This window comes from Pseudorhodobacter antarcticus, assembly GCF_900110135.1.
Lineage (GTDB): Bacteria > Pseudomonadota > Alphaproteobacteria > Rhodobacterales > Rhodobacteraceae > Pseudorhodobacter > Pseudorhodobacter antarcticus.
Window position 1 is genome coordinate 82767 of the sequence record NZ_FOCO01000006.1, and the last position, 25128, is coordinate 107894.

The 25128-nt window shown below is 58.7% G+C and carries 26 protein-coding genes, 1 tRNA gene and 1 pseudogene; 14 read left to right on the forward strand and 14 right to left on the reverse strand.

What is annotated here, in order from left to right; translation table 11 throughout:
• Positions 1-88 precede the first annotated feature (88 nt).
• From tgt to BMY36_RS04440, 6 genes are read left to right on the forward strand one after another with little or no spacing between them, the layout of a single operon-like run.
• Complete coding sequence (gene tgt / locus BMY36_RS04415) at positions 89-1219, forward strand: tRNA guanosine(34) transglycosylase Tgt (RefSeq protein WP_050518490.1); 1131 nt, start codon at positions 89-91, stop codon at positions 1217-1219.
• A gap of 41 nt (positions 1220-1260) precedes the next feature.
• Positions 1261-1890, forward strand: coding sequence for a heme ABC exporter ATP-binding protein CcmA (ccmA, locus tag BMY36_RS04420; protein ID WP_050518422.1), 630 nt, complete (start codon positions 1261-1263; stop codon positions 1888-1890).
• Complete coding sequence (ccmB, locus tag BMY36_RS04425; protein WP_050518421.1) at positions 1887-2543, forward strand: heme exporter protein CcmB; 657 nt, start codon at positions 1887-1889, stop codon at positions 2541-2543. The genes ccmA and ccmB overlap by 4 nt, the downstream gene beginning before the upstream one ends.
• 50 nt (positions 2544-2593) lie before the next feature.
• Positions 2594-3322: a heme ABC transporter permease gene (locus BMY36_RS04430; protein WP_050518420.1), complete on the forward strand. Its 729-nt coding sequence runs from the start codon at positions 2594-2596 to the stop codon at positions 3320-3322.
• On the forward strand, positions 3319-3486 hold the full coding sequence (ccmD, locus tag BMY36_RS04435) for a heme exporter protein CcmD (protein ID WP_050518419.1): 168 nt from the start codon (positions 3319-3321) through the stop codon (positions 3484-3486). The genes BMY36_RS04430 and ccmD overlap by 4 nt, the downstream gene beginning before the upstream one ends.
• Positions 3479-4015, forward strand: a complete 537-nt coding sequence (locus BMY36_RS04440; protein ID WP_139193934.1) for a DsbE family thiol:disulfide interchange protein — start codon at positions 3479-3481, stop codon at positions 4013-4015. Before ccmD ends, BMY36_RS04440 begins: the two co-directional genes overlap by 8 nt.
• Here the strand turns inward: BMY36_RS04440 and BMY36_RS19815 are convergent.
• Together BMY36_RS19815 and acnA are read right to left on the reverse strand one after the other, a co-directional pair.
• Positions 4012-4158: a hypothetical protein gene (locus tag BMY36_RS19815; RefSeq protein ID WP_156215086.1), complete on the reverse strand. Its 147-nt coding sequence runs from the start codon at positions 4156-4158 to the stop codon at positions 4012-4014. The genes BMY36_RS04440 and BMY36_RS19815 overlap by 4 nt on opposite strands.
• Before the next feature lie 133 nt (positions 4159-4291).
• The gene (acnA, locus tag BMY36_RS04445; protein ID WP_050518418.1) at positions 4292-6982 is read right to left on the reverse strand and encodes an aconitate hydratase AcnA; all 2691 of its coding nucleotides are present in this window, start codon (positions 6980-6982) and stop codon (positions 4292-4294) included.
• A gap of 248 nt (positions 6983-7230) precedes the next feature.
• On the opposite strand from acnA, the gene BMY36_RS04450 reads away from it, so the two are divergent.
• On the forward strand, positions 7231-7929 hold the full coding sequence (locus BMY36_RS04450; RefSeq protein ID WP_082224744.1) for a DUF1223 domain-containing protein: 699 nt from the start codon (positions 7231-7233) through the stop codon (positions 7927-7929).
• Positions 7930-7947: 18 nt separating this feature from the next.
• On the opposite strand, the gene BMY36_RS04455 is transcribed toward BMY36_RS04450, so the two are convergent.
• From BMY36_RS04455 to BMY36_RS04480, 7 genes are all read right to left on the reverse strand, one after another.
• Positions 7948-8823: a lysophospholipid acyltransferase family protein gene (locus BMY36_RS04455; protein ID WP_050518417.1), complete on the reverse strand. Its 876-nt coding sequence runs from the start codon at positions 8821-8823 to the stop codon at positions 7948-7950.
• Entirely contained in the window at positions 8820-9725 is a 906-nt protein-coding gene (locus BMY36_RS04460; RefSeq protein ID WP_050518416.1) for a DMT family transporter, read from the reverse strand. The genes BMY36_RS04455 and BMY36_RS04460 overlap by 4 nt, the downstream gene beginning before the upstream one ends.
• Before the next feature lie 108 nt (positions 9726-9833).
• The gene (locus tag BMY36_RS04465; RefSeq protein WP_082224743.1) at positions 9834-10913 is read right to left on the reverse strand and encodes a flagellar motor switch protein FliG; all 1080 of its coding nucleotides are present in this window, start codon (positions 10911-10913) and stop codon (positions 9834-9836) included.
• A 95-nt stretch (positions 10914-11008) separates the two neighbouring features.
• Positions 11009-11167: a hypothetical protein gene (locus tag BMY36_RS19820; protein WP_156215084.1), complete on the reverse strand. Its 159-nt coding sequence runs from the start codon at positions 11165-11167 to the stop codon at positions 11009-11011.
• A 61-nt stretch (positions 11168-11228) separates the two neighbouring features.
• Positions 11229-11762 (reverse strand): tetratricopeptide repeat protein, encoded by a 534-nt coding sequence (locus BMY36_RS04470; RefSeq protein WP_050518415.1) that lies wholly within the window; start codon positions 11760-11762, stop codon positions 11229-11231.
• Between the two features lie 100 nt (positions 11763-11862).
• The gene (gene purB / locus BMY36_RS04475; protein ID WP_050518414.1) at positions 11863-13164 is read right to left on the reverse strand and encodes an adenylosuccinate lyase; all 1302 of its coding nucleotides are present in this window, start codon (positions 13162-13164) and stop codon (positions 11863-11865) included.
• Between the two features lie 67 nt (positions 13165-13231).
• Entirely contained in the window at positions 13232-14443 is a 1212-nt protein-coding gene (locus tag BMY36_RS04480) for a bifunctional alpha/beta hydrolase/OsmC family protein (protein WP_414811669.1), read from the reverse strand.
• An 8-nt stretch (positions 14444-14451) separates the two neighbouring features.
• Between BMY36_RS04480 and BMY36_RS04485 the strand changes: the two genes are divergently transcribed.
• On the forward strand, positions 14452-15366 hold the full coding sequence (locus BMY36_RS04485) for a heme-dependent oxidative N-demethylase family protein (protein ID WP_231579655.1): 915 nt from the start codon (positions 14452-14454) through the stop codon (positions 15364-15366).
• A 45-nt stretch (positions 15367-15411) separates the two neighbouring features.
• Here the strand turns inward: BMY36_RS04485 and glnA are convergent, their stop codons facing one another.
• Entirely contained in the window at positions 15412-16821 is a 1410-nt protein-coding gene (gene glnA / locus BMY36_RS04490; RefSeq protein ID WP_050518413.1) for a type I glutamate--ammonia ligase, read from the reverse strand.
• A gap of 36 nt (positions 16822-16857) precedes the next feature.
• On the reverse strand, positions 16858-17196 hold the full coding sequence (locus BMY36_RS04495; protein WP_050518412.1) for a P-II family nitrogen regulator: 339 nt from the start codon (positions 17194-17196) through the stop codon (positions 16858-16860).
• Positions 17197-17368: 172 nt separating this feature from the next.
• On the opposite strand from BMY36_RS04495, the gene BMY36_RS04500 reads away from it, so the two are divergent.
• Entirely contained in the window at positions 17369-19075 is a 1707-nt protein-coding gene (locus BMY36_RS04500; protein WP_050518411.1) for a bifunctional ADP-dependent NAD(P)H-hydrate dehydratase/NAD(P)H-hydrate epimerase, read from the forward strand.
• A gap of 71 nt (positions 19076-19146) precedes the next feature.
• Here the strand turns inward: BMY36_RS04500 and BMY36_RS04505 are convergent, their stop codons facing one another.
• On the reverse strand, positions 19147-19626 hold the full coding sequence (locus tag BMY36_RS04505) for a Hint domain-containing protein (protein ID WP_050518410.1): 480 nt from the start codon (positions 19624-19626) through the stop codon (positions 19147-19149).
• Between the two features lie 200 nt (positions 19627-19826).
• Here BMY36_RS04505 and BMY36_RS04510 point away from each other — a divergent pair.
• The 5 genes from BMY36_RS04510 to BMY36_RS04530 all read left to right on the forward strand — a co-directional run bounded on the left by BMY36_RS04510 (position 19827) and on the right by BMY36_RS04530 (position 22896).
• A tRNA-Leu gene (locus BMY36_RS04510) sits at positions 19827-19911 on the forward strand.
• Positions 19912-19935: 24 nt separating this feature from the next.
• Positions 19936-21270, forward strand: a complete 1335-nt coding sequence (tig, locus tag BMY36_RS04515) for a trigger factor (RefSeq protein ID WP_050518409.1) — start codon at positions 19936-19938, stop codon at positions 21268-21270.
• A 229-nt stretch (positions 21271-21499) separates the two neighbouring features.
• Positions 21500-22243 (forward strand): PGN_0703 family putative restriction endonuclease, encoded by a 744-nt coding sequence (locus BMY36_RS04520; RefSeq protein WP_074818433.1) that lies wholly within the window; start codon positions 21500-21502, stop codon positions 22241-22243.
• A gap of 139 nt (positions 22244-22382) precedes the next feature.
• The gene (locus tag BMY36_RS04525; RefSeq protein ID WP_074818445.1) at positions 22383-22664 is read left to right on the forward strand and encodes a type II toxin-antitoxin system Phd/YefM family antitoxin; all 282 of its coding nucleotides are present in this window, start codon (positions 22383-22385) and stop codon (positions 22662-22664) included.
• A complete protein-coding gene (locus tag BMY36_RS04530) occupies positions 22636-22896 on the forward strand; it encodes a Txe/YoeB family addiction module toxin (RefSeq protein ID WP_336469874.1) in 261 nt (86 codons plus the stop codon). Before BMY36_RS04525 ends, BMY36_RS04530 begins: the two co-directional genes overlap by 29 nt.
• Positions 22897-23038: 142 nt before the next feature.
• On the opposite strand, the pseudogene BMY36_RS04535 reads toward BMY36_RS04530, so the two are convergent.
• Both BMY36_RS04535 and rplI read right to left on the reverse strand, forming a co-directional pair.
• Positions 23039-24332, reverse strand: a pseudogene (locus BMY36_RS04535) (IS256 family transposase).
• 202 nt (positions 24333-24534) lie between these two features.
• Entirely contained in the window at positions 24535-25122 is a 588-nt protein-coding gene (gene rplI / locus BMY36_RS04540; RefSeq protein ID WP_050518406.1) for a 50S ribosomal protein L9, read from the reverse strand.
• Between the last annotated feature and the right edge of the window lie 6 nt (positions 25123-25128).

Genomic DNA, 25128 nt, shown 5'->3' on the forward strand with positions numbered 1-25128 from the left:
CCATCTTTATCGCGAGGCGGGGCGCGCGGGGCAAGAGGGCTTGGCATTTGCGGGGTTTTTGCCCAAAAGGAGAAAAAAGGGGCGGCGCATGACAACTAAGTTCAGCTTTGACGTTTTGGCCCGCGATGGGCGCGCGCGCAAAGGGGTCATTTCCACCCCGCGCGGCGACATTCGTACGCCTGCGTTTATGCCTGTGGGCACGGCGGCCACGGTCAAGGCGATGTTGCCGGACTCGGTGCGCGCCACCGGGGCGGATATTTTGCTAGGCAACACCTATCATTTGATGCTGCGCCCAACGGCGGAACGGATTGCGGGCCTTGGTGGTTTGCACAAATTCATGAATTGGGATCGTCCGATCTTGACGGATTCGGGCGGGTTTCAGGTGATGTCACTGGCCAGTCTGCGCAAGCTGACCGAGGAAGGCGTGCGGTTTTCCAGCCATATTGATGGGTCCAAACACATGCTGTCGCCCGAACGCAGCATGGAGATTCAAAAACTGCTTGGGTCCGATATCGTGATGTGTTTTGATGAATGTCCGGCATTGCCCGCCACAGATGCGCAAGTGGCCGCGTCGATGGCGCTGTCGATGCGGTGGGCGCAGCGGTCGCGCGATGCGTTTGGGGACCGCCCCGGTCATGCGCTGTTTGGCATCCAGCAAGGTGGTGTCACGCAACATTTGCGGGAAGAGAGTGCGGCGGCGTTGCGCGCGATTGGTTTTGACGGCTATGCGGTGGGTGGTTTGGCGGTGGGCGAAGGGCAAGAGGCGATGTTTGGCGTGCTGGATTATGCGCCCGGCATGTTGCCCGAAGATAAGCCGCGTTACCTGATGGGGGTTGGAAAACCCGATGATATTGTGGGCGCGGTAGAACGCGGAATTGACATGATGGACTGCGTTTTGCCGTCGCGGTCGGGGCGGACGGGGCAGGGGTGGACGCGGCATGGCCAAGTGAACATGCGCAACGCGCGCCACAAAGATGACCCGCGGCCATTGGACGCTGCTTGCACTTGCCCCGCCTGCCGCAACTATTCCCGCGCTTATTTGCATCATGTGATCAAGGCGGATGAAATTATCGGGTCCATGCTGCTGACATGGCATAACTTGCATTACTATCAAGATCTTATGGAAGGGATGCGGGTGGCGATTGGCGCAGGGGCGCTGGCCGCCTTTGTGGCCAATTTCCACGCGGCACGGGCGGAGGGCGACATTGAACCGTTGTAAGGTGCTTTGCGCCCCGCCGTGTGTGCGATAGGTCTGTGGGCATGGAATTGCGGGTTGAAAATGTAAGCGTGGCGCGGGGCGGCATTACCGTGCTGCAAGGTGTTGGGTTTGCCGTGCAGCCGGGGCAGGTTTTGATTTTGCGCGGACCGAATGGGGTTGGCAAAACCACATTGTTGCGGGTGATCGCAGGGTTGCAGCCAAGCGTTGCGGGCACGGTTTTTGGTGGCGGGGACGCTGTGGCTTATGCCGCCCATGCCGATGGGTTGAAAGCCACGCTGACGGTCGCGGAAAATCTGGCATTTTGGGCGGCGATTTATGGCACCAGGGGCGTAGAGGCGGCGCTGGTGGGCATGAATTTGGTCGATTTGCGTGGCCGATTGGCGGCCAACCTGTCAGCAGGGCAAAAGCGGCGGCTGGGGTTGGCGCGGTTGCTGGTCACCGGGCGGCCCGTTTGGGTGCTGGATGAGCCGACGGTATCGTTGGATGTGGCATCAGTGGCGCTGTTTGGTGATGCGTTGCGCGGGCATCTGGCCGTTGGCGGGTCGGCGTTGATTGCCACCCATATTGACCTGGGGGTGGCGGCAGAGGTGCTGGACCTGACCCCATTCAAAGCGCGGATTGGCACGGTAAGCGGCGATTTTGACGCGGCATTTGGCGGGGATTTCGCATGATCGCGCTGTTAATCCGGGATGTGCGGTTGGCTGTACGGGCGGGCGGCGGTTTTGGCCTTGGGTTGGCGTTTTTTCTGTTGGTGGCCGTGCTGGTGCCACTGGGTGTGGGGCCGGACGGCGGCACGCTGGCGCGGATCGCACCGGGTATTTTGTGGGTGGGGGCGCTGCTGGCCTGCCTCCTTAGCCTCGATCGGTTGTTTGCGTTGGATTATGAAGACGGGTCGTTGGACCTGTTGGTGACTGCGCCCATCCCGCTGGAAGGGGTGGTGGCGGTCAAGGCGCTGGCGCATTGGATGGTGACAGGGCTGCCGTTGACCTTGGTTGCCCCGGTGTTGGGGGTGTTGTTGAACCTGCCCGCGCCGGGGTATTTTTGGCTGGTGGTGTCGCTGGCACTGGGTACGCCCGCGTTATCGGTGATCGGCGCGTTTGGGGCGGCGTTGACAGTAGGGTTGAAACGTGGCGGGCTGTTGTTGTCGCTTTTGGTGCTGCCACTCTACGTGCCCACGCTGATTTTTGGGGCCGAGGCGGTAAAACGCGGGGCCGAAGGCATGGCCACGGGCACACCGCTGGCGCTGCTCGCCGCGATTACGGCGGGGGCTGCGGCACTTTTGCCCTTTGCGGCGGCTGCGGCAATCCGTATCAACCTTCGGTGAAGATTGCGTTAAACCTTGTCGATTAACCCCTGAAAGATTACCTAACCGCCATGTCACTTTGGGAATACGCCAATCCGCAGAAATTTATGCACCTGTCGCGCCGGGTGCTGCCCTTTGTTGCGGGGGCTGCAGCGCTGTGCCTGATCGTGGGGCTGGTTTGGGGGTTCTTTGCGACCCCGAATGATTACAAACAAGGGCCCACGGTCAAGATCATCTACCTGCATGTGCCCGCCGCGATGATGGCGATCAATGCGTGGGTGATGATGCTGGTCGCGTCGCTGATTTGGTTGATTCGGCGGCACCATGTATCGGCGCTGACGGCCAAGGCGGCGGCCCCGGTGGGCTTGGTGTTCACGCTGATTGCGCTGGCCACGGGTGCGCTGTGGGGCCAACCGATGTGGGGCACTTGGTGGGCCTGGGACCCGCGATTGACCAGCTTTTTGATTTTGGCGCTGTTCTACCTTGGGTATATCGCGCTGTGGGCGGCGGTGGATGACCCCGACACGGCGGCGGATTTGACGGGGATTTTGTGCATTGTGGGGTCGGTGTTTGCGCTGTTGTCGCGCTATGCGGTGAACTTTTGGAACCAAGGGTTGCACCAAGGGGCGTCTTTGTCGTTGGACAAGGAAGAAAACGTGTCGGATGTGTTCTGGTTTCCGCTGCTGGTGTGTATCGCGGGGTTTGTGTTGATGTTTGTGGCGCTGGTTTTGCTGCGCACGCGCACCGAAATTCGGGCGCGGCGGTTGGCAGCCTTGATCGCGCGGGAGCGGATGGGATGATGCCTGATCTTGGGAAATATGCGGATGCGGTGCTTGGCTCCTATGCCGTGTCGTTGGGGCTGATTGCGGCTTTGGTTGGGTTCAGCCTGTGGCAAGGAGTGCGGATGCGCCGGGCGCTGGCAGTGGCCGAAGCGCGGACGAAAAAGGAGCCTGTCGATGGCTAAAATCTTGATGTGGATGCCGCCGATTTTGTTTGCCGGCTTGGCGGGTCTGTTTATTGCGGGGATGGAGCGGGATGACCCAGATGGCTTGCCATCGGCGCTGACGGGCAAAGCGGCCCCATTGGTGCAGTTGACGCCATTTGGGGATGCTGCGGCATTTACGGATGCCGATTTGCGTGCGCCAGGCCCAAAATTGGTGAACTTTTGGGCCAGTTGGTGCGCGCCTTGCCGGGCCGAACATCCGCTGTTGGAACAGTTGGCAGTCGAAGGGGTGGCCATTTACGGCGTAAATTACAAAGACCGGCTGGATGACGCCCAAGGGTTCTTGAGCGAGCTTGGCAACCCATACACCGCGATTGGCCAAGACGCTGGGCGCATGGCGTTGGATTGGGGCGTGTACGGCGTCCCCGAAACCTATGTGATTGATGGCGACGGGCGCATCGTTTTGCGTTTTGCTGGGCCAATTTCGGCAGCGGAGTTGGAACGGACCATCCGGCCCGCGATTGCCAAAGCGTCTGAAAAACCCGATTAGAACAGGGTTTGCAGCATAATCAGCAATGATATTCCGATGATAGCCGGGCCCCAAGGCAGGTTGCGCCCAGCATCCGTGCGGGGAATGGCGCTGCGCAGCTGTGCATCAATTTCAGCTTGGGAGCTTAGGTTGGGAAAACGCATGAGGGCGGTCCTTTTCACTTAATCTGGCCCCAGCGTGACGCAAGAACGTTAACAGCCCCCTAAAATTCAAGGTAATTTGGCAAAAAAACAAGCGCCCCGGAGGGCGCTTGTGGGTCGTTTTATGCACCTTGGTTCAGGCGGTTTTCGCCAGATCGCGCAGCACATAATGCAGCACGCCGCCGTGTTCGACATATTCCTTTTCAATCGCCGTATCGATCCGGCATTTGATCTGGATGGTTTTGGTTTTCCCGTCGGCATAGGTGATGTGGCAAGGCACGCTGGACAAAGGCTTCAAATCGCCCGCGAGCCCGTCGATGCTGATCACCTCATCCCCGGTCAGGGCCAGTGATTTGCGGGTGTCGCCATTCGTAAACTCGAACGGAATAACGCCCATGCCCACAAGGTTCGACCGGTGGATGCGTTCAAACGATTCCGCGATCACGGCCTTGACCCCCAGCAAAGCGGTGCCTTTTGCCGCCCAATCGCGCGACGACCCCGCGCCATATTCGATGCCGCCAAAGATGACCAAAGGCACGCCCGCATCCTTATACGCCATCGCCGCGTCAAAGATGGAGGTTTGCACGCCATCCGGTCCCTTGGTGTAGCCGCCTTCGACGCCGTCCAACATCTCATTTTTAATGCGAATATTGGCGAATGTGCCGCGCATCATGACTTCATGGTTGCCACGCCGCGCCCCGTAGGAATTGAATTCGCGTGGGGCGACCTGACGGTCCACAAGGTACTTGCCTGCGGGTGTGGTTTCTTTGAACGAGCCTGCGGGAGAGATGTGGTCGGTGGTGATCATATCGCCCAACAGCGCCAGAACCCGCGCGCCTTTGATATCCGAAATCACGCCCGGAGTTTTGGACATGCCGCGGAAATAGGGCGGGTTTTGGATGTAGGTAGAGGTGGCCGGCCAGTCATAGGTTTCACTGTCCGGCGTTTTCACAGCCTGCCATTTTTCATCGCCCTTGAACACATCGGCGTATTTTTTCTGGAACGCAGCACGGGTGACCGTGCTTTCCACCAATTCCGAAATCTCGGCGTTGGTGGGCCAGATGTCCTTTAGATACACGGGTTGACCGTTTGATCCGCTGCCCAAAGGCTCGGTTGTCAGGTCGATGTTCATGTCGCCGGCCAGCGCATAAGCGACGACCAAGGGTGGCGATGCCAGATAGTTGGCGCGCACGTCGGGCGAAATGCGGCCTTCAAAGTTGCGGTTGCCAGACAGAACGGCAGTGGCGACCAGATCGCCTTCGGTGATCGCGGCCGAAATTTCCGCCTGCAACGGGCCAGAGTTGCCGATGCAAGTGGTGCAACCATAGCCGACAAGGTTGAAACCAATGGCGTCAAGATCTTCTTGTAGGCCTGCTGCCTCTAGGTATTCGGACACGACCTGAGAGCCGGGGGCGAGCGAGGTTTTGACCCAAGGTTTGCGGTTCAGACCCAATGCGCGGGCCTTGCGGGCCACCAGCCCTGCGCCGATCATGACGTAAGGGTTGGAGGTGTTGGTGCAAGAAGTGATGGAGGCGATGACAACTTTGCCGGACGACATGGTGTAATCTTCGCCCGCCACAGCCACTTCTTTGCCCAAGGGACGTTTGAAGGTTGCCGCCATTTCATGTGCGAAACCGGTTTTGCTGTCGGTCAATGCCACAAAATCTTGCGGGCGTTTGGGGCCGGAAATGGCGGGCACAATCGTACCCATATCCAGTTCAAGCGTGGAGGTGTAGATGGGCGCGTAATCGCTCCCGCGCCACATGCCGTTGGCCTTTGCATACGCTTCAACCAGCGCGATCCGTGCTTCGTCCCGGCCTGTGTTGCGCAAGTAGCGCAGGGTTTCATTGTCGATTGGAAAGAAGCCGCAGGTCGCGCCATATTCGGGGGCCATGTTGGCGATGGTTGCGCGGTCAGCCAGTGGCAGGCGGTCCAACCCGTCGCCATAAAATTCGACAAATTTGCTGACAACGCCGTGTTTGCGCAGCAATTGCACGACTTTAAGCACCAGATCGGTGGCGGTTGTGCCCTCCACCATCGTGCCTGTCAGTTTGAAACCGACGACTTCGGGGATTAGCATCGACACGGGCTGGCCCAGCATTGCGGCCTCCGCCTCAATCCCGCCAACGCCCCAACCGAGGACGGCGAGACCGTTGACCATGGTTGTGTGGCTGTCGGTGCCGACGAGGGTGTCGGGATAAGCGACCTCTTTGCCGTGCTGGTCCTTGTCGGTCCAAACGGTTTGGGACAGGTATTCAAGGTTCACCTGGTGGCAAATCCCAGTGCCGGGCGGCACCACGCGGAAATTGTTAAACGCGTTTTGACCCCATTTCAGGAAGGTGTAGCGTTCCATATTGCGTTCGTATTCGCGATCCACGTTCATCTGAAACGCGCGGGGGTTGCCAAATTCATCAATCATAACCGAATGGTCGATGACCAGATCAACCGGGGCCAAGGGGTTGATTTGTTGGGCGTTTCCGCCAAGGCCGATGATGCCGTCGCGCATGGCGGCAAGGTCCACGACCGCAGGCACGCCCGTGAAATCCTGCATCAAAACGCGGGCAGGGCGGTAAGCGATTTCGCGCGGATTCTGGCCGCCGTTGGCACCCCATTCAGCGAATGCGCGGATGTCATCAACCGAGACGGTCTTGCCATCTTCAAACCGCAGCATGTTTTCCAAAACCACCTTCAGCGCGGCTGGCAAGCGCGCAAAATCGCCCAAGCCCGCCTCTTGTGCGGCGGTGATGGAATAATAGTCAACGCTGGCACCGCCTGCGGTAAGGGTGCGGCGGGTCTTGGTGCTGTCATGTCCGACGGTAACGGTCATGTCTAACCTCCTGATGGGTGGGGCGTGAATGATATGGCGTTCCCTATGGTAATGCCGAAAACGGGTTCGGAAAACAAGGGAATTGCTGCTTTGTATACAATTGTATGCCGAAAATCCAGTCCCAATTTGCACGATATTTTTCGGGGCAGCAGATTGGTGTTTTGTAACGCTGGCTCGCAAAACCTTGATTGGCCGAACGGCGGGCGAGGGGGTAGGAAGGGGACAACACGGCACACAGGAAAGAATTTATGAAACATATCGTCACAACCGTTTGCGCGGCATGGATGGCCCTTGCGCCAACGGCCCAAGCGCAAAGCACAAATGCGGTTGTGGTGGAGCTGTTTACATCGCAGGGCTGTTCGTCCTGCCCGCCTGCCGATGCGATTTTGGGCAAGTTAAGCGCGGATGATCGGGTGATCGCGCTGTCCTTGCACGTCGATTATTGGGATTATCTGGGGTGGAAGGATAAATTCGCCAGCCCGCAATTCACCGCCCGCCAAAAGGAATATGCGCATCACGCCCGCGATAAGATGGTGTTCACGCCGCAGATCGTGGTGCAAGGCCAAGCGCGTGTCGTGGGCAATCGCGGGGCAGAGGTGGAGGCAGCAATCCAAGAGCAATTGGGGCAAGTGCGCCAAACCGGGCTGCGCCTGACGCGCCAAGGCGGCGCAGTTTTGATTGAAGCGCCCGCTTTGGGGGTGGTCGCGCCTGTCAGGGTGCAGTTGGTGCGGTTTTCACCTGCGGAAAAGGTCCTGATTGAACGTGGTGAAAATGCTGGTAAAACAATCACCTACCACAATGTTGTCACATCTTGGGAAGTGTTGGAAATGTGGAATGGGGCCAGCCCCTTGGCTCTTGTCGCGCCCGCACCCGGGCCTGCGCCATTGGTGGTGATTTTGCAAGCCGATGGTCCTGCAGATATTTTTGCTGCGGCGGTGTTGCGCTAGGGGATTGGCCAGTCGCGTTTAGGCGGCGTTTTTCCAGCGGCGGTGAATCCAGAACCATTGTTCGGGATGCAGGCGCACCAATTTATCCAGCGAATCGTTCAAGGCTTGGGTCATCGCCTCGGGCGTGCCGTGCGGGATTGGCGGTTCAATGATAATGTCGAAATCCAAGCCCCCTTTGCGGCGCACCGCATAGGTGGGCACCAAAAGCGCGTCGTATTTCAACGCCAAATCGGCGGCGGAAAGGGCGGTCAACGCCGGGTGGCCCATAAAGGTCAAGTCTGCGCCAGCGCTGATATGCTGGTCCATCAACAGCCCTAACATACCACCGCCGCGCAAAAACCGGATCATATCGGCCAGCCCGGCGCGGCCGCGTGGAAACACCGGGGTGCCGATTTGCGAAATCGCCCGCACATAATGGGCGTTGAAGTAAGGATCGCTCATCGGGCGATAAAGCGCGCCGACGGGAAAACCGCGCGCGATTAAGGCGGCGCGGCTGGCGTCGTAATTGCCGAAATGCCCGGTCACAAGGATCACAGGGCGGCCTGCGGCGTGGGCGGCGTCCAAGGCGGCCAGCCCTTCGCCTTTTAAGGGTTCGGCGGTGGCGCGGGCGACAAATTCTGCGCCTGAATAAATTTCAATCAAGGTGCGACCCACGTTGCGCGGCACATCGCGGGTCAGACGTTTCACCTCGGAGTTGGGCAGATCGGGCATGATCAGGGCCAGATTGGCGCGCACCCGTTTGTCATAACCCGCAATCGGCGCGATCACATAGGCCATCACCCAGCCGCACAGCGGCACGCGCAGGCGGTAGGGCAGGACCAACAGCACAGCGATCAGCCAACGCAACGGGATGTTGCGCAACCGTCTGCGGCTTGCTTGGCTTACTTTGGTCATGCTTTGGCCTGCGGGTCACTGCGCTGTGCGCGGGTTTCACGGTGCCAAACATAAAGCCCCGCCGCCACGATCACAAGCGCACCCAATACCGTCCAGCGGTCGGGGTAGGTGTCAAACAACACGATCCCCCAAAATGCGGCAAACAAAATTCCGACATAGGCAAAGGGGGCGACCGATGACGCCTCGGCCAAGGTAAAGGCGCGGATGATGCACAGCTGCGCAATGGTGCCAAGGGTGCCGATCAGCGCGAAAATCGGCAAATCGGCAGGCAGGATGGGCACCCAGACAAACGGCAGCGTCAGGCTGGCAAGGGCGGTGCAGATCACGGAGGTGTAGGCCATCGCGGTCCACGCGCTTTCCTTTGGGCCGATCCAGCGGGTGATCAGCGCGTTGGCGGCGTAAAACACTGCCCCCGCCAGTGGCAAAAGGGCCGCTGGGGTGAAAATGCCCGCGCCGGGGCGAATGACGATCAGCGCCCCGATTAGGGCGGCGACCACCCCAAACAACCGCCGTGGCCCCAGTTTTTCACCCAGAAAAAGCGCTGCGCCCAAGGTGATGAGGACTGGGTTCACGTCGATCAGTGCAGTCGCCTCGGCCAGACCGATATACGCAAGGCTGGTGAAAAACAGGGCTGTGGCCCCGATTTGGGTGACTGCGCGCGCCAAGTGTATGGCGGGATAGCGGCTGCGCAAATGGGTGAAAAACCGCCCCCGCAACAAGATCACCACCAACACCAACTGCCCTGTAAACCGGATCCAGACCAGCATCGGGGCGGGATAGCGGTCCACCATGCCTTTGACCTGTGAATCCATCAAGGTGAAACAAAAGATGGCCAAAAGCATGAACAAAATGCCGCGCCCATTGCTGCCGGGGCGCGGCAGGGTCGCAAAGGAAAAGCGCATCTATGGGTCCGGGGTTGGGGCAGGCGCGGGGCCGTCCCGCGCAAGCTAATATCGTTTTGGCTGGGTGTGGAGCGTAAACTGCATCTGCTTTGCCCTTTTGGTCAAAAATCAGCCCTCTTGCTGGATAAAGACAATCTCTCCGTCCGCCTCCAGGGTGCGAATGGCGGAAATGACGATACCTTGCGCCGCCTCGGCGTCTTTTTCGCTGACTTTGCCGCGTTCCTGCATCTCTTCGCGCAACGATTGGGCCATGCGTTGCGACATGTTGGCAAGGAAAAATTCGGCAATTGCAGCTTTGTCGGGTTGGGCCGCCGCTGCGGCAAGGGCTGTGACCAGCACGGGTTGATCGACCACGCGGGTTATTTTGGGCACATCACGCGGGCTGACCCGGTCGGTGATGTGAACAAAGGTAAAGATCGCTTTGCGCACCAATTTGGCGAAATCTTCGTCGTCTTTGTCAAGGCCGGCCAACACCTCATCCCGGATCACTTGGGGGGCCACGTTCAAAATGGCGCAAACGCGTTCCACGGGCCCAGTGTCAAAGGCGCGGGCGGGTTGGTTTTCCAACTGTCCGACCAGCGACATGCCAATGCGGCGCACGGTTTCGGGGTCGACGTTGCCGGTGCGTGACACGGCAAACGCCACACGCCGGGCCCGTTCGCCTTCCAGTTTTCCCAGCAATTCTGCGGCTTTGGGCACTGCGAGTTTGGACAGCATGACGGCTGCCACCTCTACGCTTTCTTCCTCCAGCACGGGCAGCAGGCGGTCAACATCCATCCCTGCGATACGGTCCCAAGGGTCGGCGCGCGACGATGCCCCGGCAAGGCGGCGCAAACGGCTGGCAGCGGTGGCAGAGATATGGCCATCCATGATCGACAACGCGCCTTCAATGCCGCCGGGAAAGGCAAGGCCCACCTCCTCCAGCTCGGTCACGAATTCGGAAACGACCCGGTCAAGGGTGTTGCGGTCGATCAACCGCATCTTGCTCATCTGTTCGGCAAGGGCGGCTTGCGTGTGTTCGGGCAGGGTGGACAGCGCAATTGGCGCCCCTTGCGCCAGCATAAGGCGCACAATCACTGCCGCCTTTTCGCGATTGGTCAAGGTTCGGCGCGCGCTGCGTCGATCGCGGTTTTGCACAAAGGATTGACCGGGCAGCAGTTGCGCCAGTTCCGTAGACCCATTTTCCATTTCGCCCCCATGATCGCTGTCTTGACGATCACGCTGGCAGAGGAAAGTTAAGATGGGCTTACACAACCACGATTAAACGCCGCCCGGCCGCGTTTTTAGCCCGTTACCGGCACGCAGGCCATGGCCGCGCTGTCATAGACTTTGCCATCGACGCAGCTTTGCGCTTGGGCATGGGCTTCGCCGTTGCACGCGGCCATCGCCCATGTCGGCGTCAGGGTTAGGGCGAGCAGTACAAAAGTTGTCTTGATATTCATCGGTCGTCCTTTCTGGTTTTTAGTCTGGTTTCTGGTCTGGTTTAGCCGTCTTTTAAGTGGGTCAGTAGTTCAAAACCTGTCCGGTGCCGACCGCTTGGTCCAGCGCCGCTTCGGCCCAAGTGCCCATCCCACCGCGTTGGCGGATTTGGGCCAACTGGCGGGCGGCGGCGGCAATATCGCCTTGTTCCACAAGAGCTTGGCCCATGTAGGAGCGCGCGAGGAGATTGTCGGGGTTCACGTCCAGCGCGCGGGCGTAAAGCGCCATGCCGCCCGCCATGTCGCCAGATTTGCGCGTGATGAAACCCATATACGTCAGCACGCGGTCGCTGTCACCCTCACCCATCGCGGCTAGGGTTGTCATCGCATCGGCGTACCGCCCGGCATAGGCCAGTTCGCGAACGGCACCAAAGCGGGTGTCATCGCCAAGGCTGGCATCGGTGGGGTTTTTGCAGGTTTTGGCCTTATCATCATAGATCTGGCCCGTGGCGCATTTGGTGGTGGTTGGCGTCGTCGCAGGGGGGCTCGTGTCATCCGACCCGGCGGCGAGCGCGGCAAAGGGCAGGGCGGTGATCAATAACGTGGTCAAAAGGCGCATTGGCAACGATCCTTTGGCTGTTATTCCAAAGGTAGCACGAAAAACAAAAGGGCAAGCAGGAATTTTGCTTGCCCTTTGTGGGGTATTTTAGCGGCGGCTGTCAGCCAAAAACGCGTTTGAAAATCGTATCGACATGCTTGGTGTGATAGCCGATGTCGAATTTCTCCTCGATCTGCGCGGGTGTCAGGGCGGCGGTCACCTCCGTATCGGCCAGCAGTTCGGTTTTGAAATCCGCCCCTTTTTCCCAAACTTTCATCGCGTTGCGCTGCACCAAACGGTAGCTGTCTTCACGCGACACACCCGCTTGGGTCAGTGCCAAAAGCACGCGCTGCGACATGACCAGCCCGCGAAATTTGTTCATATTGGCCAGCATGGTTTCGGGATAGATCACCAGCTTTTCCACCAGCCCGGCAAGGCGGTGCAGCGCGAAATCCAGCGTGATGGTGGTGTCCGGGCCAATCGCGCGTTCCACCGATGAATGGCTGATATCGCGTTCGTGCCACATCGCCACGTTTTCCAGCGCAGGCGTCACCGACATGCGCACAAGGCGCGCAAGGCCCGTCAGGTTTTCGGACAGCACGGGGTTGCGTTTGTGCGGCATGGCAGACGACCCCTTTTGGCCTGGGCTGAAAAACTCCTCCGCCTCCAACACTTCGGTGCGCTGCATGTGGCGAATTTCAATCGCGATGTTTTCAATGCTGGACGCGATCACGCCAAGGGTGGCGAAAAACATCGCGTGGCGGTCGCGGGGAATGATTTGGGTGCTGATGGGTTCTGGCGTCAGGCCCATCATCTGGCAGACATGTTCCTCCACACTCGGGTCAATATTGGCAAAGGTGCCAACCGCGCCCGACACCGCGCCTGTGGCGATCTCTGCGCGGGCGTTCACAAGGCGCGCACGGCCCCGGTGCATTTCGGCATAAAACCGCGCGAAGGTCAGGCCCATTGTGGTGGGTTCGGCGTGGATGCCGTGGCTGCGGCCAATACGAACGCTGTCTTTGTGTTCCATTGCGCGCGATTTCAACGCGGCCAACACCCGGTTCATGCCCACCAGCAGCAGGTCAGTTGCGCGCACCAATTGCACGTTAAACGTGGTGTCCAACACGTCCGAACTGGTCATGCCTTGATGCACAAACCGTGCATCATCGGCGCCAATATGTTCGGCCAGATGGGTTAGAAACGCAATGACATCATGCTTGGTCACGGCCTCAATCTCATCAATCCGGGCCACGTCAAAGGTGACATCCTTGGCGCGCCACACCGCTTCGGCATTGGCCTTTGGGATCACGCCGATGGCGGCTTGGGCGTCGCAGGCGTAGGCCTCAATTTCGAACCAAATTTTGAATTTGGATTCGGGGGACCAGATGGCAACCATATCGGGGCGGGAATAGCGCGGGATCATGGGGCGGGCCTTTCGGTGGGGGGTGGGGTTGCGTGTCCATAATCCGCCACGCCGCCAAGGGCAAGGTTTAGCCGTTTTCGGTGGTGTGGATCGTGGCCTGCGCCTCCAGCGTGCGGTGAACTGGGCATTTGTCGGCAATCGCAATCAGCTTTTGGCGTTGATCGGCGTCAAGGTCGCCGGTCAAGGTGATAACCCGCGTGAAAGTGTCAATTTTATTGTCTTTATCACAATTATCACAATCGGTTGCATGCTGTTTATCATGCGAGACATCAACGGCCACATGCGCCAGCGGCCAGCCTTTGCGCCGGGCATACATGCGGATGGTCATGGCGGTGCAGGCCCCCAACCCCGCGCTGAGGTATTGATAGGGCGAGGGGCCAAGGTCGGTGCCGCCAAACGACACCGGCTCATCCGCCTTCAGGTGGTGGTGGCCCATGTGGATGTCTTGCAAAAAGCCGTTCGGATCCGCTTCTACCACGCGCGTGATGCCCTCAGCGATATCCGTTTGCGGCGCAGGGGTTGGATCAAGGTAGCGTTCGGCCCAAGTGGCAATGCTGTCGGCGGCATAATCGGCGTCGGCCGCGCGGGTCAGCAGATGATCGGCGTCGTCCAAAGTGATAAAGCTTTTGGGGTGGCGCGCGGCGGTGAACAGGGCGGCGGCGTTATCAATGCCCACAACCGCGTCGGTGGGCGCGTGCAAGATCAGCAAAGCGCGGTGGAGATTGTGGAGGTGGTCGGTCAGGGTGACGGTTTGCAAATCGCGCAGAAACTTGGCGCTGATGGTGAACTCGCGGCCTGCCAGCGACACTTCGGCGGCCCCGTTTTGGTCAATCTGATCTGTGACATGGGAAAAATGCCGGGTTATGTGGGCGGGGTCTGCGGGCGCGCCGATCACCGCCACAGCCTTGGCTGATGGGATTTGCTCCGCCGCCGCAATCACCGCGGCCCCGCCAAGGCTGTGGCCCACCAACAGCCCCGGTGCCAGTCCCGCCTGCGCCATAGCAACGCTGGCGGCGACCAAATCATCGACATTGCCGATAAAGCCGGAATTGGCAAATTCACCGTCGGAATGGCCCAAACCGGTGAAATCAAACCGCAGCACCGCAATGCCTTGGGCGGCCAAGCGGCGGCTAATGCGGCGGGCGGCGAAAATATCCTTGCCGCAGGTAAAACAATGCGCAAACAGCGCAGCACCGCGCAAGTCTCCTTGCGGGCGTTCCAACCGCCCGCGCAGGGTTTGGCCGTCTTTGCCCGTAAATTCAAATGCTTCTGCCATGATAATCCCCTTTGCTGCGCGCACTCCATTATGACGCCTTTGGCCTGCGGGGTAACCCTTGGTCGCCCCGCCTCACCGCTTTGTGTGGCGGGCAAACAATGGGTCTGGCCTATTTGGCGCTGTCCCGGCAGATTATGGGCATGAACGCTATTTTGAATCACACCTTGCCCGCCTTGCCGTGGATGGAGCCCGCGCTGGCCCGCCTGCCGGGGATGCGCCCGGTTCTGGACGATGCATGGACCGTGCAGACCGAAACCTTTGCAGCCCAAATGGCGGCGCGTGATCGGTTGATCGCGGATGCGGCCCCTGTGCATGCGCTGCTGCCAGCAGGGCAGGCGGCGGCGGAGGAGGTTTACGCGCTGATGCTGGCGCGGTTGCGGGGCACGCCGGGATATGCTGTGACGGACGCATCCGTGACGCGGCCAGACGGCGTTGGCGTGCCTTTGCGGCCCGATGCACCCCCGCAGACCTTGGGCCGCTTGGTGCAAGAGGATGTGTGCCTGCTGACCCCCGGTGGGATGGGCGAACATACCTTAAGTGGTGCGATTTTGTGCTTTCCCGCCTCATGGACGTTGGCGGAAAAGCTGGGCCGCCCGATGACGGCGATTCATACGCCCGTGCGCGCCTATGACGGCGATATGGCGCGGCGGGTGCAGCGGTTGTTGGACGGGGTGCGGGTGGGCCAACCGTTGTGGCGGATGAACCACAACCTTTATGCCAGCGCCGATTTGTTCCATCCACGGCCAGAGGCGGCCCCACGGCTGGATGCGGTGCCTTTGTATTTGCGCGCCGAACGGCAATGCCTGCTGCGGCTGCCGCAAACCGGGGCGATAGTGTTTACCATCCACACCTACCTGATGCGGTTGGCCGATTTGGGCGTGGGTGCGCGCGCGGCCTTGTTTGTAGCACACGGGGTGGCGCAATAAAAAAGGCCGCCCCAAGGGACGGCCTTTTGTGTTTTCATCCCAGCATCAGCAGGAATAATACATCGCGTATTCAATAGGATGTGGCGTATGCTCATAGGCATAAACCTCTTCCCATTTCAGGGCCATGTAGCCTTCCAACTGGTCGCGTGTGAACACGTCACCGGCCAGCAGGTAATCATGGTCTGCCGCCAAGCTGTCCAGCGCTTCGCGCAAGGAGCCGCAAACGGTGGGGATTGCGGCCAGCTCTTCGGGTGGCAGATCATACAGATCTTTGTCCGAAGCGGGGCCGGGATCGATTTTGTTCTTGATGCCGTCAAGGCCAGCCATCAGCAAAGCCGAGAATGCGAGGTAGGGGTTCGCTGCCGGATCGGGGAAACGCGCCTCAACCCGCTTTGCCTTTGGCGATTCTGTCCACGGAATACGAACGCAGCCAGACCGGTTGCGGGCCGAAAACGCGCGCAGAACTGGTGCCTCGAACCCAGGGATCAAGCGCTTGTAGCTGTTGGTCGATGGGTTGGTCAGCGCGTTCAACGATTTCGCATGCTTCAGGATGCCGCCGATGAAATACAGCGCTTCCTGGGACAGATCAGCGTATTTATCGCCGGCAAACAACGGCTTGCCGTCTTTCCAAATCGACATGTTCACGTGCATCCCGGACCCGTTGTCGCCCTTCATGGGCTTGGGCATAAAGGTAACGGTTTTGCCGTAAGCGTGGGCCACATTGTGGATCACATATTTGTATTTTTGGATGTTGTCGGCCTGTTCGACCAAGCCGCCAAAGATCATGCCAAGTTCGTGCTGGCAGGTCGCCACTTCGTGGTGGTGCTTGTCCACCTTGATGCCCATACGCTTCATCGTCGACAGCATTTCGCCGCGAATATCTTGCGCCTCGTCAATCGGGTTCACGGGGAAATAGCCGCCTTTGAACGTCGCGCGGTGGCCAAGGTTGCCGCCTTCGATTTCCGCGTCGGTGTTCCATGCGGCCGCTTCGGCATCAACTTGGAACGACACCTTTTGCGGCGTGACGCTGTAGCGCACATCGTCAAACAGGAAAAATTCAGCTTCTGGCCCGAAATAGGACGTGTCGCCAATCCCGGTGGATTTCAGATAGGCCTCGGCCTTGGCCGCGGTGCCGCGTGGATCGCGCGAATACGCCTCACGCGTGTCGGGTTCGACCACGTTGCAATGCACGCAAAGCGTTTTTTCTGCATAGAATGGGTCCAGATAGGCCGATGATGGATCAAGGATCAGCATCATGTCGGACTGATCAATCGACTTCCAACCCGCGATGGAGGAGCCGTCGAACATGAAGCCTTCTTCAAAAAAGTCCTCATCCACCAGATCAACATCAAGCGTTACATGCTGCAACTTACCCTTCGGATCGGTAAAACGAACGTCGACATAAGCGACCTCTTCGTCTTTGATCAACTTCAGGACGTCTGCGACCGTTTTCATAGGGTCATTCCTTCTTCTAAAGCGTTTCGTGTGATTTTACAGCGCATCATCGCCGGACTCGCCGGTGCGGATGCGAATGGCTTGTTCCACCGGGCTGACAAAAATCTTGCCATCGCCGATTTTGTCGGTGCGCGCGGCGATGATAATCGCTTCAATCGCGGCGTCGACCATATCGTCGGACAGCACGATTTCAATTTTCACCTTGGGCAAAAAATCTACGACATATTCGGCGCCACGGTACAATTCGGTATGGCCTTTTTGGCGGCCAAACCCTTTAACCTCGGTCACGGAAAGCCCTTGAATACCAGCCTCTTGCAAGGCCTCTTTGACTTCGTCGAGCTTGAATGGCTTGATGATCGCTTCGATCTTTTTCATGGCCGAACGCCCCTCGTGCAATTTCGATAGGCATGGTTGACCATTTCCGGCGCGCAGGGACAATTGCAGGCAAGGGCTGGGCGTGCGTCTGGCGGGTGTAAATTGTGCGGTTGATTAAAAAATAGGCAGTTGGCGCTGAATTTGTGCGAAATGAAAACAAAAAGGGTAAGATATGACCGAATTGCTGACCGCCGCCCAAATGCGCGCCCTTGAGGCGGCTGCGATTGCCTCCGGCGCAGTGACCGGGCTGGAATTGATGGAACGCGCATGGCAGGGCGTGGTGGCGGCAATTTTTGAAGAATGGCCAGATTTTGCGGTCGCGACGGAAGGGGGCGCTGCCCCCCAGACCGATTTTTACGATGCAAAACACGGCCTCCCCCCGAGGTATTTGGACCAAGATGAAAGCAGCGCGTGGCGGGCGGTGGTTTTGTGCGGGCCGGGGAATAATGGCGGGGATGGGTTTGTCGTTGCGCGCTTGTTGCATGATGTCGGCTGGGCGGTGGAGGTGTATTTATATGGCGATCCCGCGCGGCTGCCGCAGGGCGCGCGGCTGAATTATGAGAGGTGGTGCGAGTTGGGGGTGGTGACCCCCCTTGATCACAAAAGTTGCGAGTGGGTTGGGACACCAACCCTTTTGATCGACGCCCTTTTCGGCACGGGGCTTACCCGTGCTTTGCCAGATGACCTACAGGGTATTTTCAGAATTATTGCTGGCCTTGTAACTGCGCCTTATCATCCCAGGTATAGGCGCTGTGTGGCCGTTGACCTGCCAAGCGGTATTGATGCGGACACGGGCAAATGCTGGGCGGCCGATTTTACGTCTGTGATCCGGGCGGACCTTTCGGTGACTTTTTTGACGGCCAAGATCGGGCATTTTTTGGGGGATCCGTTTTCGCTTGGAAAACTTGTGGTCAAACCTCTTGGATTGCCTGGAGAGCCGTTTTTGGAAAGGGGTTTTCACAACGAACCGCCGCAAGACCGAAGGGTTAAGTTGGTCGATCAAAGGCTTTTTGGCAAAGCCACCCCTATATTGCGGAACCGGTTGGGGAAGGCGATATCTTGGAACAAGTTTGATAACGGGCACGCGCTTATCCTGTCTGGCGGTATCGCGTCTGCCGGGGCGGCGCGGTTGGCAGCTAGGGGCGCACTGCGGATTGGGGCGGGGGTGGTGACGGTTGGGTGCCCACCTGCCGCGCTGATGGTGCAGGCGGCGCAGCTGACAGCGGTGATAGTACGGGCTGTTCGCGATGCGGCGGCGCTGGACGCGGTTTTGGCGGACGCGCGAATCAATGCGCTGTGTTTGGGGCCGGGGTTGGGGTTGGGCGCGCGCGAGGCGGCGTTAGTGGCGACAGCTCTGGCGCGTCGGCGGGAACCGCGCGCAACGGTTTTGGATGCGGATGCTTTGACTTTAATCGCGCGGGATGCGGCGCTGTTTGACCTGCTGCATGGGGATTGCGTGCTGACGCCCCATGCGGGGGAATTTGCGCGGTTGTTTCCGGATTTGGCAGCAAAGGTGGCGGAGCCTGCGACCAAAGGCCCGACCTATTCCAAGGTGGATGCAACGCGCGATGCGGCCAAACGTGCGGGCTGCGTGGTGTTGTTCAAAGGGCCGGATACGGTAATTGCGGCCCCTGATGGGCGCTGTTCAATTAACGCGGCCTTGTATGATCGGGCCGCGCCTTGGCTTGCAACCGCAGGGTCGGGCGATGTGTTGGCGGGGTTTATCACGGGGTTGTTGGCGCGTGGGTTTGCGCCGATGGACGCGGCAGAAACCGCCGCTTGGCTGCATGTGGAATGTGCGCGATCTTTCGGGCCGGGGTTGATTGCCGAAGATGTACCCGAGGAATTGCCAAAGGTGTTTCGCGCTTTGGGTCTGTGATTACAAAGCAAAACCCGCCCTTTTTCAAAGGTGGGTCGAGCAGGAAGATCAAGGAAAAAAGGGGAATTAGGTTAGGCGGTGACCGTGACGGGGGCGCAGGTGACTTCAACCCCATTGGCATAAATCACTTCTGGCTGCGCGAAATGCAGGGCATGCAAGGTGGCCCCTACAACGGTTTCGCAGCGGATATATTCACCATCCAGCAAATCCTTGGCGGCGATCACGGTTTGTGCGACGCCTTTCAGGGCCTTGGCGCGCCAGTCGCGGATGTGGATGCCTTGTTCGGGCATTACGCGCATGTCGTCGGCGGGTTGTTCGACGCCCAAGGCGGAGGCGGAGATACAGATCAATTTCGCGACAGGCATCACGGTGCTGCGCATCGCCACGATATGCCGCGCGCCGGACCGGGTGATGACGCGGTCGCCGACGGTCAACATCTCAACCGGTTTTTCGCCGGTCAGTGTCAAAACAGTGGTGCCTGCGACCAAGCCTTCGGTCAGGTCGGTGCTGAGTGCGGTGGCGGCGGCGATGATGGTGCTGTGATGTGTCATGTGGTGCATTCCTTTTTTCCCTGCATCTTCTCTCGCCTCCAAATGTGGCGGGAATGAGTCATTGAAAGGTCAAGCGCGGGATTTGAATCTATCCATTTTAAGGCAAGTTTTTCCTCTCGCATCCAAGGCGCAGCTTTGTTAGAAGGGCGCGGAAATTCATTGCAGTCGCGGGGCGGTCGTTCCAAAGCTACGGTGATTTAGCGGGTATGGCGAAATTGGCAGACGCACCAGATTTAGGTTCTGGCGCCGCAAGGCGTGGGGGTTCAAGTCCCTCTACCCGCACCAGATATGTAAGAAGGATGGAATTATATGCAGGTCACCCAGACCCTGAACGAAGGCCTTAAGCGCGGTTACACCATCACGGTGAGCGCGGCAGAGCTTGACGTAAAAGTGCAAGAAAAGCTGGTCGAAGCGCAGCCCGAAGTTGAAATGAAGGGCTTTCGCAAAGGCAAAGTGCCGATGGCGATGATGCGCAAGCAGTTTGGCCCGCGGATCATGGGCGATGCGATGCAAGACGCCATTGATGGCGCGATGAAAGACCATTTTGAAGCATCCGGCGACCGCCCTGCGATGCAGCCCGACGTCAAGATGAAAGACGGCGAAGAGTGGAAAGAAGGCCAGGACGTTGTGGTCGAGATGTCCTATGAGGCGCTGCCCGAGATTCCGGAAGTTGATGCCAGCAAGGTCACGCTGGAGCGTTTGGTTGTGAAGGCCGAAGACGCCGCTGTGGATGAGGCTTTGGCCAATCTGGCAGCATCGGCGCAGAATTTTGAGGACCGCAAAAAGGGTTCCAAGGCCAAGGACGGCGATCAGGTTGTGATCGACTTCAAAGGGTCGGTTGATGGCGATTATTTTGAAGGCGGCACGGGCGAGGATTATCCGCTTGTTCTCGGCTCCAATTCCTTCATTCCCGGATTTGAGGCGCAGCTGGTTGGTGCCAAAGCGGGCGATGAGGTGAAGGTCGACGTGTCATTCCCCGCCGAATATCAGGCGGCCCATTTGGCCGGCAAAGCGGCCGTGTTTGAATGTACCGTGAAAGCGGTCAAAGAACCAAAGCCTGCTGAGATTGACGATGAGATGGCCAAGAAATACGGCGCCGAGGATTTGGCCGGGTTGAAGGGCCAGATTGCCGAGCGTTTGGAAGCTGAATATCAGGGTGCCGCGCGCGCTGTGATGAAGCGGTCGTTGCTGGATCAGTTGGACACGCTGGTGAAGTTTGATCTGCCTCCATCGCTGGTCGAAGCCGAAGCAGGCCAGATTGCGCACCAGTTGTGGCATGAAGAAAACCCAGAGGTTCAAGATCACAACCACGACGCGGTTGAAGCCACGGATGAGCATAAAAAACTGGCGGAGCGTCGCGTGCGTTTGGGCCTGTTGCTGGCTGAAGTGGGCCGCAAAGCAGAGATCACCGTGACCGATCAGGAAATGACCCAAGCTGTGATGACGCAGGCCCGTCAATATCCGGGGCAGGAACGTCAGTTCTTTGAATTTGTCCAGAAAAACGCCCAGATGCAGCAGCAGCTGCGCGCGCCGATTTTTGAGGACAAAGTTGTGGATCACATTGTAGCTGGCGCGAAAGTGTCGGACAAAGAGATCGACAAGGATGCGCTGCAAAAGGCGATTGAAGCCTTGGACGAAATGTAACATTTGGTTGGTTTTGCCAACCAAGATTGGGGCCGCGCCGCTGAGCGCGGCCCTTTTTCATAGCTGCGCATCGCGCGCGATGCGCTGTGTAAGTCCTTGATATATCGTGACTGTCCGAAATCTGTTTACCTTGTGTTAACCTGCGAACCGCAGTTTGATCGCACTTATGGTGCGGGTGAAAAACCGCCATCCTTTGCCCCTGTTTTCCCGTTTCGAAAGGCCCCAAACCATGCCCGATTTCCTTCCTGACGTGCCGGTGGATGCGCTGTTGGCGGCCCTGCTTGCGGCCCCCGGCAATGAAGTGAAAACGGGTAAGTTTGACAGCCCCGAATCATCTTCCGCGCTGGCGATCAATGCGTTTGGCTGGTTTTTGAACCGCCCCGATTTGTTTCCCATGCTGCCCGGCGGGATGGGCCAAGTGCGCGAGGTGCGGGTGGAGGCGGAAATGCGGTTCCCTTGGGACGGCGGCAAGCACCCGTTTATGGACGCGGTTTTGGTGACCGATCGCTATTTGATCGGGGTGGAAAGCAAACGATATGAGCCGTTCCGCCCGCTGAAAACCAACAAGTTTGGTGAGAATTTTGACCGCAAAGCCTGGGGCGAAAAGATGGAAGGGTACACGCGGTTGCGCCGTACCCATGCCAATGGCGCGCGGCGATTCGGGTGTTTGGACGATGCGGAATTGGTCAAGGACGCGTATGGGCTGCGCACGCAGGCGCACCAGCTGCGGCTGCGGCCTGTGCTGCTGTACCTGTACGCGGAGCCGACCGCTTGGGCCAATGGCAAGCCTGTGGACCCGGCCAAGATTGCGGCGCACCGCGCGGATGTGGCGCTGTTTTCCGAAAGCGTGGCGGGCGACGAGGTGGAATTTGTACCGATGGACTGGGGCCAGATGTTGGCCATGTGGGGCCGCGGCAAGATGGCGCTGGCCGATCACGCGGGCCGCGTGGCGCAGCGGTTTGGACCGTTGTGAGGGGATTTGCGGGGGGTAGGGGATGGTGTGCTGAACGCAAATAACTTGACATGATCAGGATTCTGTACATAGACCAATGTCTACGAATAGAGTTTCGCAGCATGAGAAATCAGCGTCAGAAATCAGCATCAGAGAAAACATGAACATTTTGACTTATACAGATGCCAGAAATGGCTTGGCTGGTGCGATGGACCGAGTTGTTCAAGACCGCGAAGCAACTGTCATCACCCGGACCGGAAGAGAAGCTGTTGTGATGGTGGCACTTGAAGAATGGAATGCCATTCAGGCCACGCTGCATTTGCTATCTTCGCCGCGCAATGCTGATCGTCTCCATGCCTCAATAGCTGAGCTGGATGCTGGAGATGGCGAAGAACGAGGACTGAACCTTGAGGATGAAATTCGCGACCCACGCTTGGGCTGATTATTTATATTGGCAAGAAACGGACCGAAAAATTTTATCCCGGATCAATGTGTTGATTGAGGAGTGTCGCCGGCATCCATCCAGCGGGATTGGCAAGCCGGAGGCATTGAAGGGCAACCTTGCGGGGTGGTGGTCGCGGCGGATCGACCGAGAGCATCGCTTGGTATACCGCGCGGTTGGCAGCGGTGAGACGCAAGTTTTGGAAATTGCGCAATGTCGGTATCATTATTGAAAGGGGCGGTGGGTTGCACACAACCTGTGGGCTCGGCGGTTTGCCCGGGCGAGTCGGGGTGAACCCCGACCTATGGGGACCGGGTGGTTGATGGGTAGGGTGGGTGGAACGAGATATGCCCAAAAGTTGGTGACGGCCCTCATCAGGCGGCGTTTTGAAGTTGTTTGATCCCATCCTTAAACTCAACCCCCAGAATGACCTCGGGTAGACGGTTTGGCCCGGATATCTTCCGCCACTTCTTCTTGGCTGACATCATCAGCTGGAAGACCATGGCCAGGGCAGTCTTGCGGTTCAGGCATCCCTTGGTTTTCCGCGTCCTGTTCCTGACCGTGGCAAAGACACTTTCGATTGGGTTCGTGGTCCTGATGTGCTTCCAGTGCTCGGCCGGGAAGTCGTAGAAGGCCAGCAGTTCGGCGCGGTCTTTGACCAGCTTGGCGACGGCCTTCTCGTACTTCACGCCATAAGTTTCCACGAAGAGATCAAAGGCTGCGTTCGCCTCCTTTTTGGTTTCAGCCATCTGTTACCCGGCAGGGCATGCTTGCATGCCCGAGAGGGCAGATATCTTGTAGATCAGACTTCGCTTTTTCATGCAGTGCTTTTGGCATTGCTCCGGTGACATTGGCGGTCTTGTGAACCCAGCATCGTTGTTCGCGTGTCGTGGGGAACACGTCGCGCAGCGCCGTCCAGAACCCGAGCGCCCCGTCGCCAATGGCCAACTCAGGCGGCACCGCCAGACCGCGCTTCTTCAGCCCGTTCAGCAGGTCGCGCCAGCTGTCCGCGTTCTCCCGGAACCCGTCCATGATCGCCAGAACACCCTTCTCGCCATACTCATCCGCACCGATAATAACCAACATACATTGGCGATCCCCGTCCAGTCGCGGGGTGAAGTAGATCCCATCCGCCCAGATGTAGACGTAGCGCTTGCCCGTAAGGTCACGCTTGCGCCAGGCCTCGTATTCCTCCCACCATGCCGCCTTCAGACGCGTGATGGTCGATGACGACAGCCCCTCAGCATCAGGGCCCAACAGGGCGGCCAGCGCTTCGCTGAAATCCCCTGTGGAGATGCCCTTCAGGTAAAGCCAAGGCAGCAGTTCTTCGACCGACTTCGCTTTGCGCAGATAGGGCGGAACCAACGCCGAGCGGTACTTGATCTTGCTGCCATCCTCATTGGCACCTCGGTCGCGAACGCGCGGTACCTGCACGGGCACCGTCCCGATCCCGGTCATAACCTCGCGCTCGGGCAAGAACCCGCGGCGCACAAGCCGCTGGCGGCCTTCCTCGTCCAAAAGATGTGCGTGCTCTGCAATGAACGACGACACCTCAGCTTGGATCGCCGTACGTAAAAGCGCCTTCGCGCCATTCTGGATAACCTCGGTCAAAGGGTCCGGTGAAAACTCCGATGGCAGTTCGAATGGTACAACAGTAGATTTAGCCATGGTGGCATATCCTTTCTCTTTGAGACTGACGGCGTCGTTCAACACCGCCATGATATGCCGCCTACTTCAGACCATCACCAACTTTAGGGCATAACTCGGTGGAACCCACCGCCCCTTTTTGTGGCCGCCGGGCCGAGGGTATGAAAAAACCGCGCAGGGTTGCCCTTGCGCGGTTCTTTAATTTTTATCGGTATGGGGGCGATTAATCGCGGCCCATATCCTCACCGTCGACGTTGGCAGCGCCCAGTTCATCGAACAATTCGGCGATTTCGAACTCTGCTGCGGCTTCTGCTTCGGCTGCCAATTCCTGAATGGATTTGCCAGCGGCCTGCAATTCAGCCTCTTCGGCGGAACGTGCGATGTTGACGGCGAATTTCGCCGTAACTTCGGGGTGCAGCACAACGGATACGCTGTGCAGGCCCAGTTCTTTGATTGGCTTTTCCAGCACAACCTGACCACGGTCCACGGTAAAGCCTGCCTCGGTTGCGACATCGGCGGCGTCACGGGTGGTGACGGAGCCGTACAGCGCGCCCGCATCAGACGCAGAGCGAATGATGACGAAGGTTTGACCGTTGAGGGTTTCGGCGATTTTATCGGCCTCTGCCTTTGTCTCAAGGTTTTGTGCTTGCAGCTGGACTTTGCGGGCCTCGAACGACTTCATGTTGGCATCGTTGGCGCGCAAGGCTTTGCCTTGGGGCAGCAGGAAGTTGCGGCCGAAACCGTCTTTGACGGTCACAACTTCGCCCATTTGGCCCAATTTGGCCACGCGTTGAAGAAGGATCACTTTCATATCAAT

Coding starts and splice junctions, on each gene's coding strand:
- tgt (WP_050518490.1), top strand. CDS start 89: ATGACAACTAAGTTCAGCTTTGACGTTTTGGCCCGCGATGGGCGCGCG.
- ccmA (WP_050518422.1), top strand. CDS start 1,261: ATGGAATTGCGGGTTGAAAATGTAAGCGTGGCGCGGGGCGGCATTACC.
- ccmB (WP_050518421.1), top strand. CDS start 1,887: ATGATCGCGCTGTTAATCCGGGATGTGCGGTTGGCTGTACGGGCGGGC.
- BMY36_RS04430 (WP_050518420.1), top strand. CDS start 2,594: ATGTCACTTTGGGAATACGCCAATCCGCAGAAATTTATGCACCTGTCG.
- ccmD (WP_050518419.1), top strand. CDS start 3,319: ATGATGCCTGATCTTGGGAAATATGCGGATGCGGTGCTTGGCTCCTAT.
- BMY36_RS04440 (WP_139193934.1), top strand. CDS start 3,479: ATGGCTAAAATCTTGATGTGGATGCCGCCGATTTTGTTTGCCGGCTTG.
- BMY36_RS19815 (WP_156215086.1), bottom strand. CDS start 4,158: ATGCGTTTTCCCAACCTAAGCTCCCAAGCTGAAATTGATGCACAGCTG.
- acnA (WP_050518418.1), bottom strand. CDS start 6,982: ATGACCGTTACCGTCGGACATGACAGCACCAAGACCCGCCGCACCCTT.
- BMY36_RS04450 (WP_082224744.1), top strand. CDS start 7,231: ATGAAACATATCGTCACAACCGTTTGCGCGGCATGGATGGCCCTTGCG.
- BMY36_RS04455 (WP_050518417.1), bottom strand. CDS start 8,823: ATGACCAAAGTAAGCCAAGCAAGCCGCAGACGGTTGCGCAACATCCCG.
- BMY36_RS04460 (WP_050518416.1), bottom strand. CDS start 9,725: ATGCGCTTTTCCTTTGCGACCCTGCCGCGCCCCGGCAGCAATGGGCGC.
- BMY36_RS04465 (WP_082224743.1), bottom strand. CDS start 10,913: ATGGAAAATGGGTCTACGGAACTGGCGCAACTGCTGCCCGGTCAATCC.
- BMY36_RS19820 (WP_156215084.1), bottom strand. CDS start 11,167: ATGAATATCAAGACAACTTTTGTACTGCTCGCCCTAACCCTGACGCCG.
- BMY36_RS04470 (WP_050518415.1), bottom strand. CDS start 11,762: ATGCGCCTTTTGACCACGTTATTGATCACCGCCCTGCCCTTTGCCGCG.
- purB (WP_050518414.1), bottom strand. CDS start 13,164: ATGATCCCGCGCTATTCCCGCCCCGATATGGTTGCCATCTGGTCCCCC.
- glnA (WP_050518413.1), bottom strand. CDS start 16,821: ATGAAAACGGTCGCAGACGTCCTGAAGTTGATCAAAGACGAAGAGGTC.
- BMY36_RS04495 (WP_050518412.1), bottom strand. CDS start 17,196: ATGAAAAAGATCGAAGCGATCATCAAGCCATTCAAGCTCGACGAAGTC.
- BMY36_RS04500 (WP_050518411.1), top strand. CDS start 17,369: ATGACCGAATTGCTGACCGCCGCCCAAATGCGCGCCCTTGAGGCGGCT.
- BMY36_RS04505 (WP_050518410.1), bottom strand. CDS start 19,626: ATGACACATCACAGCACCATCATCGCCGCCGCCACCGCACTCAGCACC.
- tig (WP_050518409.1), top strand. CDS start 19,936: ATGCAGGTCACCCAGACCCTGAACGAAGGCCTTAAGCGCGGTTACACC.
- BMY36_RS04520 (WP_074818433.1), top strand. CDS start 21,500: ATGCCCGATTTCCTTCCTGACGTGCCGGTGGATGCGCTGTTGGCGGCC.
- BMY36_RS04525 (WP_074818445.1), top strand. CDS start 22,383: ATGAACATTTTGACTTATACAGATGCCAGAAATGGCTTGGCTGGTGCG.
- BMY36_RS04530 (WP_336469874.1), top strand. CDS start 22,636: ATGAAATTCGCGACCCACGCTTGGGCTGATTATTTATATTGGCAAGAA.
- rplI (WP_050518406.1), bottom strand. CDS start 25,122: ATGAAAGTGATCCTTCTTCAACGCGTGGCCAAATTGGGCCAAATGGGC.